This window comes from Bacillus sp. V3B (assembly GCF_024494465.1).
In the GTDB taxonomy this organism is placed as follows: Bacteria; Bacillota; Bacilli; order Bacillales; family Cytobacillaceae; genus Bacillus_BD.
This window is the reverse complement of record NZ_JAETXM010000006.1, coordinates 101,353-113,954: the sequence shown is the minus strand read 5'-3', so window position 1 is coordinate 113,954 and position 12,602 is coordinate 101,353. Positions and strand designations below refer to the sequence as shown.

Sequence of the window (12,602 nt, the reverse complement as noted above, 5' to 3'; positions counted from 1 at the left end):
AAAATAGTAGCTGGAATTATAGTTTCATACACTAACAATCTACTCCCCAGTCTTCTCTTCCTATAATAGTTTCATAAGTCTCACTTTTTATTTTTCAACTTATAGTAGAAGGCAGCCTGAAGTTATTATCTAAATATTCTCTAATCATTATTTAGGTCTAATATACTATACCATATATGTTAAAAAATTTAGACTATTTTTTCCTCCTAAAACGACAAATTACATAAAGATTTTCTAGAAAATGAATGAATCATAGAATCTAGCTAGTCTCATCCTTTTATTCATTTTTATCTAGTACCATTCGATTCTTTTTTCCATGTGTATTTTTGGGATTACAAGTAATAATAATAAAAGTTCAATGCTACTCAAAGGGATGAATCATAATCATTTCACAGTCCCCTATATTCTTTAGGACACTCTCAAACGGCAATCTTTGTAGCTCATTTTTCATATAGAGAGGAGTTTATATTAAATCATGGAAAATAAGTTATCTTCCGTATTTATCTATACTGCTGCTGTACTAGTGCTTCTTGTTATCTTCGGAATTATTGCCCCCGAGGCACTTGAAAATGTAACAGCTAGCGTGCAGTCATTCATTTCCGACAGCTTTGGATGGTACTATTTAATTATTGTGACACTCTTTCTAATCGTGTGTTTGTATTTGCTGATTAGTCCTGCCGGTCGCATTAAACTGGGAAGGCCAGATGATACTCCTGAATTTTCCAGACCTACATGGATCGCCATGCTTTTTAGTGCTGGGATGGGCATTGGGCTTGTATTTTATGGATCAGCTGAACCTATTAGTCACTATGCTGTTAGTTCGCCAACTGGTGAAACTGGAACTTCACAAGCCATAAAAGACTCACTGCGATTTACTTTCTTTCATTGGGGACTTCACGCTTGGGCCATTTATGGAATCGTTGCCTTAATCATCGCTTATTTCACTTTTAGGAAAGGTGAACCAGGGTTAATTAGCGCTACTTTAAGACCCATCATTGGAGATCGAGTAAATGGCACAGCGGGAAAACTCATTGATATCCTTGCCACTCTTTCAACCGTTTTTGGTGTTGCTACCACACTTGGATTTGGAGCAGCCCAAATTAATGGCGGGCTTACTTATCTTTTTGGGGTTCCCTCCAATTTTTGGATTCAATTCATCATTATTGTGATTGTCACCGCATTATTTCTTGTATCTGCTTTATCTGGATTAGGTAAAGGAATCAAAATTTTAAGTAATACGAATATGATTCTGGCAGTTCTCCTTCTCGCACTGACGTTCATGTTTGGACCTTCTTTATTCATATTAAATTTATTTACAGATTCAATTGGCTCTTATCTGCAGTTCTTGCCAAATATGAGTTTTAGACTGGCACCTTTTAATGAAGAGAATCGAGCTTGGATTAATGCATGGACTATTTTTTATTGGGCATGGTGGATTGCTTGGTCCCCATTTGTCGGGATTTTTATTGCCAGGGTCTCAAGAGGGCGCAGCATCAGAGAGTTTGTGTTCTCTGTGTTACTTATCCCTTCTATTATCGGTTTTTTTTGGTTTTCAACTTTCGGGGGGACAGCCATATCACTTGAATCGAATGAAGCATCTTCTATATCCAAATTAGCATTGGAAGAATTGTTATTTGGTGTCTTTGATCATCTTTCATTTGGCATGGCGATGTCCATTTTAGCCATTATCCTTGTCGTCACCTTCTTTATTACATCAGCAGATTCGGGCACATATGTATTAGCGATGATGACAACGAATGGATCACCTAACCCGGCAAATAGAATTAAAGTCATCTGGGGTATTTTACTGACATCTACAGCTTTAGTGCTATTATATTCTGGAGGTTTAGCAGCCCTTCAAAATGCGATGATTGTCGCTGCCCTACCCTTTTCAGCCATCATGATCTTAATGACAGTAAGTTTACTTAAAGCCCTAAACAAAGAAGTCAAGGACATGAACCGACACCTGCATCCTAAAAGAAAATAGAGCTACCTTTATTTCCTGAACTTTTGATCAAAATAAAAGAAGCAAGGCACTTTTTGGTGCTACTTGCTTCTTTTATTTTGATCAAGTATATAGAAGTCAGTTAATCCATCATCGTCTGTAAGTACGAAAGACTCACCTGCAAATTTGCATTCCTTTCTCTAATTAAGTTTAATAGATCTTGATCCTTTGTTTCATTTTTACTTCTAATGGCGAATGTATATCGGATCATTGTTCCAAGATTCGTCGTTTCGACTTGTCGAAGCACATGATGATCAGTATGATTTTCAAGTATATCATCAAACAAATTTTCAGGATTTAAATTTTCAGGAACAGTTACCTTTAAAATTTGGGTATCCTTCCCTTTTCCATAATTATATTTGGATAATAAATAAAAAATGACGCATGAGAAAACGGTTAAAATGATAGCTAGACCAATTTGATACAGCCCGCATGTCATTCACATCTATATAGGTACCAAAAATAAGCTTTTTAGAATAAACAAAGAGACTGACCCCTTTGCTCTAGGGGTCAGCCCTCTAATATAATTAAAAAGGAAGGGATACAACAAAAACTCCCACTTATTATTTAGATTTAACTACTTCTTTTTTTACCTCATTGATTTCTTCGACAACATCACCTGTGAGTTCACGTGCAGACTTTTTGAATTCACCTAATGTTTGCCCAACTGCACGGCCAAGTTCAGGTAACTTCTTTGGTCCAAATACAATAAGAGCCAAAACAATAATTAAGACTAACCCTGGAACACCAATATTTGATAACATTGTATGCATTCCTCCTATTTATTCACTAAAAATCATTACAGTATAACTATACCTTATTTTAATAGTACATCTCTACATGTTCATATAAACTTCATAAATTTCAAGAACACCCTTAGAAATAAATCCTAAATGTGGTGCTTACAACCTCTACTTGAGTGCTGGGTGTACTTTTAACAGCTTTCCTTTTACTGTTGTTTTCTTCATGGCTTTTAAGACGATTGGGCCTTTGCCATTTAATATCTCAACATACGACACATTCTCTTGTATCGTAATAATTCCGATATCATTAGCTGTGACCCCTTCGATTTTCGCAATCGTTCCAACAAAATCTACCGCTCGAAGCTTCTTTTTCTTTCCACCATTAAAATAGAGCTTCATGATTCCTTTATTTAATTGTGCACTCTTATCTTCTTTCAAAATAGGTTCAGCATTTAGTTTTTCTTCAAAAGCTGCTTTCCCTCTTTCAACTTCGTCCTTTGAAGGAACATCCACTCTGGGTATCTCAAAACCGATATAGTCTTCAATGACTGCTAAGAACTTTTCTTCATAAGGCGTCATAAAGGTAATCGCTTTTCCTGTTTTACCAGCACGACCTGTTCTTCCTGTTCGATGGACATAGCTTTCCTTTTCTAATGGAATGTCATAATTAATGACCAGCGAGATATTCTCAATATCAATTCCTCTTGCCGCTACATCTGTCGCGACTAAGTAGCCGAATTCGCCTCGTTTAAATTCATTCATAACCGCAAACCGATCCTCTTGATACATCCCTCCATGAATTTTATCACATGGATAGTCGGCACGATCCAATTGCTCGAACACAATATTTACTTGTTCTTGCGTGCGGCAAAAAATGATACAACTATCTGGGTTTTCCACAGTCGTAATATCTTTCAGAAGAGAAAACTTATTTTCTTCCCTTACTTCCACAAGTGCATGTTCAATACTGGCCGTCGTGATGCCGGTAGCCTTGATTTCAATTTCACTTGGATCTTTCATATGCTTGTGACAGAGGTTTTTGATATCCTCTGGCATGGTAGCTGAAAAAACAGAAGTGATTCGATCTGTAGGGAGCTTTTCTATAATCGCCTCGACTTGATCAATGAACCCCATATTCAACATTTCATCCGCTTCATCAATAATAAGATATTGTATTCGCTCTAATGCAAGCGTACCTTTTTCGATATGATCAAGCACCCGTCCAGGAGTACCTACGACAACATGTGTTTTTTGCTTTAGTTCTATTTTTTGCTTCGCAAATGGCTGCTTTCCAAATACGGCCGCAGCTTTAATCCGTTTAAATCTTCCGATATTCGTTATATCCTCTTTCACTTGAGCAGCAAGTTCACGAGTCGGGGTCAGGATTAAGCATTGCGGCTTATTTTCTTCCCAATCAACCATTTCACAAATCGGAATCCCAAAAGAAGCTGTTTTTCCACTTCCCGTTTGTGATTTGACTACAAGATCCTTTTTTTCTAACGCAATAGGTATAACTTTACTTTGAACCTCGGTCGGACTTTCATAGTTCAAACTAGAGAGTGCTCTTACGATCTCCTCACTTAGTTTATAATCTTTAAAGCTTTTACTCATGTAGTAACCTCATTTTATTGTATTTTTACTCACAAACAATTATTTGACGAACAAACATCCCTTTTTTGACAATACAACGGTCTACAATCACAAATCCCGCACGAATAATAATGGAATCGATTGGTTCAATCGTTATTATAACCAGTTTATGGGCAAATTTACGGGCACTTTGAAGCATCTCCAATTGCTCTTCAGGTGTTATCACAGAACATAAATTGTAGGGCATATCAATAATGGCCACATCATAACTGTCTGTGACATGTCGAATGTCCATTAGTGATACGTCTCCTTCTAATCCAAAATAGGCTATGTTTTCTCGTACTCCAGGAAGGATAAGCGGATTAATATCACTCCCCACAATGTCAATTCCCATCGATAGAGCTTCCACCAATACCGTACCAATTCCGCAACAAGGATCAATGGCTTTTATTCCAGTTGGATTCGGAACAGCAATATTCGCTACTGAACGTGCGACACGTGTGCTAAGTGCAGTCGAATAACTATGCGGCTTCTTTTGATGTTGTAACCATATCGCCTCATTCTTAAAGTATTTTCCGAATACCCATCGTCCATTCACGATCATAACACCAAATATTTGCTCAGGATTAAGTAGATCCGCCTCACCAGGGATATGTAAACCAATTTCCCGCTCAATTATACGCCGTTCCTTAAATCTCACTTTTTCAGATTCATCCTGATCACTCTTTTTAACAAAAATAACTTTGAAAGTCGATTCTAATGGGGGTAAGCCTTTTACCTGCTCTACAATATCCTGTAAATTTTGACCTTCACAGATAACATCTATTCTTTCCTTTATAAAGGGGCTTCTACTTGGATCAATTTTCAAGGTGCTTTCTAAGATATTAGACTTTGAATCCACGCCAAAAAAGGAACGCATCTCTAAAGCACACAAGGAGCGTTCATCTTCTCGATATGAATAATTATAAATATAAGTCATCTGCTTTCCATGATCATTATCCACTCTACTCAACTCCTTCCTACTATTTATTATCGATTTTTATTCATCTCAAACCTATCCATAAATTTTATCTAGAGTTTGTATTCCTTTATCAATCAAGTCATCTTATTCTATCATAATCATTCCACAATATTTTTATAGTAAGACTATGTTAATGATTAATGTTGAAAATTTGCCTTTGGTGTATGCGGCCATGTGTTTTATTCCATGGAATAACTTATTTGAGAATCTCGAACTGCTTATTTAAACAAGAAGAAAACCAAATCCGTTTAATAGATTTGGCTCTTTTCTTGTTATATCATGTTGGTTTAGCTATATTGTGGTCTGAGTTGTTTCCGTTTATTGACATGCTGGTCGGCAAATAATGCGGCAATGGCTCCATCAGCTGCTGAAATAACCGCTTGTTTGATTGGTGTTCTTCTCGCATCACCACCGGCAAAGACTCCTTCAACATTTGTATGAAGATTTTGATCAACCACGACGTACCCTTCTTCGTCCCTTTCAACAGCATCTTTTAAGAAATCTGTTCCTGGCTTCATTCCTCCAAGATAAAGGAAAACACCATCAATATCCCATACTTGTTCTTTCTTTTTATCATTTAGGATAACAATTTTCTCAACACCGTCAGTACCAATGATTTCTCTTACGCGGTGACGTTTGTAAATTTCAACCTTCGGATTATTTTCTAGTGAAGAAAGGTCGGTATCGCCTTTTAGCTTTTCAACTGGGATTAATAATTTTACCGTTTTGCAATATTTAGCTAATGTTTCTGCTTCATGAATCGCTTCATCATTATCACCCACTACGGCAACTACTTGATCTTGATAGAAAGCAGCATCACATGTTGAACAATAGCTCACGCCACGACCGGTAAATTCCTCTTCCCCTTTAATCTTATTAGATGCGGCTTTTGCACCAACAGCAACAAAGACACTTTTCGCTTGAATCGTTCCTTCAGCAATTTCAATCTTTTTGATTTCATCTGAAAAGTCAACAGAAAGAACAGTTGAGCGAATAAATTCTGCTCCAAAGTCTTTTGCTTGAGCTTGCATTCTCGTTAGTAGTTCAAGTCCAGTTAATTCTTCACGAACACCAGGATAGTTGGCTATTTTATGAGTAATTGCGAGTGTACCAGCTTTAGGAGCTTTATCGATAACAAGTGTTTTTAACTTTCCACGGGCAGCGTAAACAGCAGCTGAAGCTCCGGCAGGTCCACCACCAATTGTGACCAAATCATATACTTCTTCAAAGTCTTTATCTGATACTACCTTAAAAATCGCATCAGGATTTTCTACTTTGTTTTCTTCCTGAGAAGCTGAAGTAGCAACGGCGCTTTCTTCTGAAAGACCTAGGAGCTTATTGAATTTTTTCTCTTGAAAGCCTAATACAAGTTTCCCATTAATATAAGTGGCTGGAGTACCCATTACTTTCCGTTCTTTTAATTCGTCAAAGTACTCCTTATGAACAGAAGCATTACGCTCTTCAAATTCAATTCCATGATCTGTTAGAAATTCTTTTACCTTTGCACAATAGTGGCAACCCGTACTACTATAAACAATCACTTCATGTTTGGACATTCTCCCAACCTCCTGATAATAATTATTTCTTTAAATTAATTATAATATAGATATCAAATGAAAGTCAAACCTTTTTAATAATTATTTTAATTTAATATATCTTCTCACTTAAAACTAACAAAAATTGCTAGCTTTTAAATAGGAATGTTTCATTTACGGGAAGTTTTGCTAACTAAACATACATTTCTCTCTTTAATCTAATTTTATTATACTATTATGGATGCACCTCCAATCGACATAAATATGACAAATATGTTATTTTTGTGAAACTATTGAGCTTGCTTGATGCATACGTAGCTTTCATAAATAATGAAACAAAATAAAGGAGCCTAATCCGCCTTTATGGGGATTGGGCTCCTTCAAATGATATTATCTGCAATAAAGTTATTTAGATTTTACTTTTTTCATTTGTTTACTTCTTAACTGTCCACAAGCTGCATCAATATCTGTCCCTTGCTCATGACGGACTCCACAATTAATCCCTCTCTTTTTCAATGTATCATAGAAGGAGAGGATCGACTCTTTTTCGCTTCTTTCATATTGAATATGTTCATTCACAGGATTATAAGGAATTAAGTTCACATATGCAAGATGTCTTTTGTTGCTTAGCAAGTTAGCCAGTTGAAGGGCTTCTTCTTTATGATCATTAACGTCCTTCAAGAGTATATATTCGATCGTAATTCTTCGATTTGTCTTCTCTAAATAATAATCAACGGCTTCCATTAATTTCTCTATCGGAATAGCACGATTTATTTTCATAATGCGAGACCGAAGTTCATTATTTGGAGCATGCAAGGAAATCGCTAGGTTGATTTGCGTATTAAGGTCCGCAAAATCATAGATTTTATCTGAAAGACCACTTGTCGATACCGTAATATGTCTTGCACCAATAGCAAGGCCTTTTTGATCCTTAACCACTTGTAAAAAGTCAATCAAGTTATCAAAGTTATCAAATGGTTCACCAATCCCCATGACCACAATATGACTTACTCTTTCATCTTGTCCCTTTTCATCCAAATGATGTTGAACATTCATAATCTGTTCCACAATTTCTCCACTGCTTAGGTCGCGTGTTTTCGCTAAGATCCCACTAGCACAAAAACTACAGCCAATATTACAACCTACTTGAGTAGTAACACAAACCGACAATCCGTATTTATGTCTCATTAATACCGTTTCAATTAGATTGCCATCTTTTAAATTAAACAAAAACTTAATCGTTCCATCCTCTGATTCCTGCTTCGTGTTCAAGCTTAAGGTCTGGATGTAAAAGTGATCATCCAATAATTGAATGCACTCTTTACTAATATTACGCATGTGAGAAAAGTCCGTTACACGTTTAATATATAACCAATCCCAGATCTGGGTGGCCCGAAATTTTTTATGTCCATGTTCCAAAAGCCATGCTGTCAGTTGATCAAATGTTAAACCATATATGGATTCTTTATTCATTTAGTACCCTCATTTCAAAACATTAAAGTTATCCTATCTATTCTACTTAACTTAGCCGAAACAAGCAAACCAATACCCCTTTCCACTTTTTACTAAGGAAAATGGTAAAAGCTCCAGTCAAAATGCACTGGAGCTTACCGCTTGACATCATCTTCTTATAAGTAAAAGACAGCTTTCATACACTTTCTCTCGCTAATACCAAATCATTCTCCACTGAGTTCGACTCCTCGAACCAGGCAAGCTTGTCTCTTAAGCGAACGACTTCACCTATAACAATCATGCTAGGATTTTCAATTCCTTCTATTTTTGCCTTTTCTACAATAGACGCTAGTGTCCCTGTCACTGTTCTTTGTTTAGTCGTGGTTCCCCAATTAACCAAAGCAATAGGTGTATCGGCACTTTTTCCATGAAGAATTAATTGATGACAAATCTCAGATAGATGTCCGATCCCCATATAAACTAGTAATGTATCGATACCTGTTAGACTACTCCAGTTAATATTAGTAGGCATCCCCTTAGGACCATGTCCCGTCACAACAGCAAACGAACTGCCTAAATCACGATGTGTAACAGGAATTCCAGCATAGGCTGGGGCTGCAATCCCTGATGTAATACCTGGTACAATCTCAAATAGAATTCCATGTTGAACCAATACTTCTGCTTCCTCAGCACCTCTACCAAATACTAAAGGATCTCCACCCTTCAAACGAGTAACAACTTTCCCTTGTTTAGCAAATTTCACTAAAAGATGATTAATCGTTTCCTGTTTCATCGTATGGCATTTTGGAAGCTTCCCGCAATAAACGAATGTTGCATCTTTCTTTGCTGAATCTAATAATTTCTTATTCACTAATCGATCATATAAAATAATATCAGCCTTTTGTATACACTTTAGAGCTTTAATCGTAATCAAATCGGGGTCTCCAGGACCTGCTCCAACTAAGTATACTTTTCCCATCTGTCGATCCATCCGTTGATCCCCCTCTTTATATCCCATCACTATACTTATTAGCTGTTTTTTATTTTTGGCTTTGCTAAATAGCATTGTTGCTGCCTTTATTACCTTTGGAGTACGTGTGCATGACGTTATTCATTCTAATAAAACGCATGCCCACATACTCCAAAGACAATATGTCAACATCCATCATTAATAAACCCTTATTTTTTATGATATAGGATGGTCCCTAGATGGGAACACCCTATATCATTATTGATTCTATTTTATTCTTTTCACTTCATTTTTATAGAACGATATAAACATCATCATTTTCTACTTCCACTGTGAACGTTTTTACGCAACCATTATCTGGTTTTTGGACTTGCCCATCTGCAGTATTAATTTTCCAATCATGCATCGGACAAAAGACATGTTCACCGCTTACCATACCTTCTACAAGAACTCCACCTTTATGTGGACAGCGATTTTCGATTGCTCGAAATTCACCATTGGCTAAGTGGAAAAGAGCAATTTCGTGTGAGCCAATGCTAACCGTTTTCCCGATATTTTTTGGCATTTCACTCACCGTTGCTACCTTGAATCGTTGAAGAATTTTTTCCATCATCCATTCCTCCATATTTGTTTATTTTACTATTGCTGGAATTTTAACCTTTTGATATAACTCGTTTTGAATCGTTTCACTCTCTCTAACTGCTTTCCATGGTTCTTGTGTTATAGATATCGCTTCATCTAAACGTTGATTTAACTCACTTCTATTTTCCTCATTTTCAATCACTGCTTTAATTGTATCGAGTCCCATCCGTTCGACCCATTTAGACGTTCTTTCCATATAGATACCTGTTTCACGGTAATATTGGAAATAAGCACCTGTTATCTCAATGACTTCTTCATCTGTTTTTACTTTACACAATAGGTCAGCAGCTCTTAAATCTGTTCCACCATTACCACCGACATAAATTTGCCATCCACCATCTACACCGACAACACCAAGATCTTTAATACCTGATTCAGCACAGTTACGAGGGCAAGCAGAAACCGCCATCTTAAATTTATGTGGAGTATTTATACGTTCCAATTTCTTCTCTAATGTAACTCCTAGTCCTATCGAATCTTGAGTACCAAAGCGGCAAAAACTTTCACCGACACAGGTTTTGACTGTTCGAAGCGTTTTTCCGTAAGCATAACCCGATGGCATATCCAGGTCAGCCCAGACTTTTGGAAGATCATCTTTTTCTATTCCGAACATATCAATCCGTTGTCCACCTGTCACTTTAAGTAATGGGACGTTGTATTTGTCAGCAACATCAGCGATTTTCCGTAATTGATCAGGATTCGTAACTCCACCATACATCCTTGGTACAACTGAAAATGTCCCATCTTTTTGAATATTTCCATGTAACCGCTCATTCACAAAACGAGATTCTTTTTCATCCTCATATTCAAGTGGATTAATCATTCCTAAATAATAATTCAATGCAGGTTTACATTTTGAACATCCACCAACCGTATTCCAACCGAGAACATTCATCACTTCTTTTGTACTCGTTAAGTTCATTTCTCGAATTGATTCTACAACCTCATCTCTGGATAAAGTAGTACAGCTACAAATAGCTTCCTTCTGATTAGATTTGCTAAATTCATCACCCAGTGTTAGTTCTAAAAGGTCAGCTACTAAAGGTTTACACCCTCCACATGATCTTGATGCGCTAGTACAGCCTTTTACTTCTTCTATATTCGTTAATCCTTGCGTTTCAATCGCGTTTACAATGTCACCTTTTGTTACACCATTACATCCGCAAATAATTTCCTCATTAGGTAGTGAAGCCACAAAGCTAAGACCCGAATCTTCACCATTTTCCGTATCAAGATACTCAGAAATTGGTGCACTTTGATTAATTAGACTCAACAATTTATTTCCTTCTTTTGTATTGCCGAATAACACAGCCCCTGAGATCTTCTCATCCCGAATAAGGACCTTTTTATATGTTCCTTCCCACTCATTAAATTCTTTAATGGCTTTCGTATTGTCATCCTCGTTGATTTCACCAGCTGAAAATACGTCAACACCGGAAACTTTTAATTTAGTAGATAGGATCGTTCCCTCATACGGCTTAACTTCTACCTCGCAAATTTTCCCAGCTAATGCTTTCCCTTGTTCATAAAGCGGCGCAACTAACCCGTACACGACTTCACGATGCTCTGCACATTCGCCGACTGCATACACATTTGGAATTTCAGTTTCCATATAGTCGTTCACAATAATTCCACGGTTTACAGGAATACCACTTTCGACAGCAAGCTTGGTGTTAGCCTTAATCCCAACAGCCATTACAACTAAATCTGCCTTAATCTCATCTCCATCACTAAAGCGCAACCCTTCAACCCGATTCTCACCAATAATTTCTTGTGTTTGTTTTCTTAATAAAAAGTTCATTCCTTGCTCTTCAAGTTCCTTTTGAAGCAAGTTAGCAGCTGCTTCGTCTAGCTGTCTTTCCATTAGATAATCAGCAAGATGAATGACATCTACTTCCATCCCTAAATTTAATAGCCCTCTCGCAGCTTCAAGTCCTAATAGACCTCCTCCAATAACAGCTGCTCTTTTATACTCCTTTGAGTATTCAATCATTTGTTCACAATCTTCTATATTTCGGAAAGCAGTAACTCCTTTTTTATCTGATCCTGGAATCGGGAGGATAAAAGGAACTGATCCTGTAGCCATAATCAACTTATCATATTCAACCTCACGATTTTTATCTGAATAAATCACTTGCTTTTCTGTATCAATACTTACAACTGTTTCTCCAGTGTATAGAAGAATATTATTTTTCTTGTACCAGTCCCAATCATTTAATGTAATATCAGCAATCTCAGTGTCACCTTGCAACACCTTTGATAATTGAATTCGATCATAATTCGGGTGATTCTCACTCCCAAAAACAGTTACTTCAAAACGGTTTGGCTCCAATTTTAATATTTCATCTAAGCACCGAACCCCAGCCATTCCATTTCCAATTAGCACCAATTTTTGTTTCGTCATGTATAGTCCTCCAATCAATATCGTAAGAACCATAGATCTGGTTCGTATATTTCATTATTTAATATATTTATATTCTATAGGTAACAAAAGATATATTCCATATATCTGTTAGATAATCTAACATTGTTTTTTAATAAAAGTTAACATACGATTTTATTCTGGATAAAAAGAAAGAGGATGTTCCAAAAGTAAAAAAACTTTTGGAACATCCTCTTTCTCAAAGTAAGTGAGCCAACCACT

The 12,602-nt window shown here is 36.7% G+C and carries 10 protein-coding genes; 1 reads left to right on the top strand and 9 read right to left on the bottom strand.

The features are described 5' to 3' along the window. The first annotated feature begins 475 nt into the window (after positions 1-475). Complete coding sequence (locus JMM81_RS09905; protein WP_256241411.1) at positions 476-1,987, top strand: glycine betaine uptake BCCT transporter; 1,512 nt, start codon at positions 476-478, stop codon at positions 1,985-1,987. Between the two features lie 100 nt (positions 1,988-2,087). Here JMM81_RS09905 and JMM81_RS09900 read toward each other — a convergent pair whose 3' ends face one another. The 9 genes from JMM81_RS09900 to nirB form a co-directional block, all read right to left on the bottom strand. Continuing rightward, positions 2,088-2,444 (bottom strand): hypothetical protein, encoded by a 357-nt coding sequence (locus JMM81_RS09900; RefSeq protein ID WP_256241410.1) that lies wholly within the window; start codon positions 2,442-2,444, stop codon positions 2,088-2,090. Between the two features lie 124 nt (positions 2,445-2,568). Continuing rightward, positions 2,569-2,769 (bottom strand): twin-arginine translocase TatA/TatE family subunit, encoded by a 201-nt coding sequence (locus tag JMM81_RS09895; RefSeq protein WP_256241409.1) that lies wholly within the window; start codon positions 2,767-2,769, stop codon positions 2,569-2,571. A 147-nt stretch (positions 2,770-2,916) separates the two neighbouring features. Continuing rightward, complete coding sequence (locus JMM81_RS09890) at positions 2,917-4,359, bottom strand: DEAD/DEAH box helicase (protein WP_256241408.1); 1,443 nt, start codon at positions 4,357-4,359, stop codon at positions 2,917-2,919. 25 nt (positions 4,360-4,384) lie between these two features. Next, entirely contained in the window at positions 4,385-5,317 is a 933-nt protein-coding gene (locus JMM81_RS09885) for a TRM11 family SAM-dependent methyltransferase (RefSeq protein WP_256241460.1), read from the bottom strand. A 329-nt stretch (positions 5,318-5,646) separates the two neighbouring features. Continuing rightward, a complete protein-coding gene (locus tag JMM81_RS09880) occupies positions 5,647-6,915 on the bottom strand; it encodes an FAD-dependent oxidoreductase (protein ID WP_256241407.1) in 1,269 nt (422 codons plus the stop codon). A 384-nt stretch (positions 6,916-7,299) separates the two neighbouring features. Then, the gene (gene rlmN / locus JMM81_RS09875) at positions 7,300-8,367 is read right to left on the bottom strand and encodes a dual-specificity RNA methyltransferase RlmN (protein ID WP_256241406.1); all 1,068 of its coding nucleotides are present in this window, start codon (positions 8,365-8,367) and stop codon (positions 7,300-7,302) included. A 175-nt stretch (positions 8,368-8,542) separates the two neighbouring features. Beyond that, on the bottom strand, positions 8,543-9,325 hold the full coding sequence (cobA, locus tag JMM81_RS09870) for a uroporphyrinogen-III C-methyltransferase (protein ID WP_256241459.1): 783 nt from the start codon (positions 9,323-9,325) through the stop codon (positions 8,543-8,545). Positions 9,326-9,608: 283 nt separating this feature from the next. Next, complete coding sequence (nirD, locus tag JMM81_RS09865; protein ID WP_256241405.1) at positions 9,609-9,929, bottom strand: nitrite reductase small subunit NirD; 321 nt, start codon at positions 9,927-9,929, stop codon at positions 9,609-9,611. 18 nt (positions 9,930-9,947) lie between these two features. Next, positions 9,948-12,362, bottom strand: coding sequence for a nitrite reductase large subunit NirB (gene nirB / locus JMM81_RS09860; protein ID WP_256241404.1), 2,415 nt, complete (start codon positions 12,360-12,362; stop codon positions 9,948-9,950). Positions 12,363-12,602: the final 240 nt, after the last annotated feature.